The organism is Segatella copri (assembly GCF_019127135.1).
GTDB lineage: Bacteria > Bacteroidota > Bacteroidia > Bacteroidales > Bacteroidaceae > Prevotella.
Map to the genome: position 1 here is coordinate 1 of NZ_JAHOEA010000214.1, position 340 is coordinate 340.

The following is a 340-nucleotide window of genomic DNA, read 5'->3' on the forward strand; positions in this document are numbered from 1 at the left end:
TGCTGTTGTATCAGTTCATCTTCATTGAGTGACTGAAGGGTATTCAGAAGGTTTTTCAATCGATCGGGATGATTGCCGAATATCTTCTTGAACGTAAGGTCTGCCTTAGGATCTAAGTACTTCATAACCATCTGTTTTAAAATTCTATAGCGCAAAGTTACGGTTTTATTTTCAAACCCGCAAGAGATTTCTGTACGTATAAGTTAAATATTGCAAACATTTATTTCTTTTCTTGCGAAAAGTTCTCTGTATCGAGAACTTTTCGCTATTTTTGCAGCAAAAATAAACGATTATGAAGATATTAAAGTTCAAATTGCTGAAAGATTTTGCAAGGAAACAT

At 33.5% G+C, this 340-nt stretch carries 1 pseudogene; it reads right to left on the minus strand.

The window, feature by feature from the left end:
• A pseudogene (locus tag KSW37_RS16245) lies at window positions 1–125 on the minus strand (Rpn family recombination-promoting nuclease/putative transposase); the annotation flags it as partial.
• Window positions 126–340: the final 215 nt, after the last annotated feature.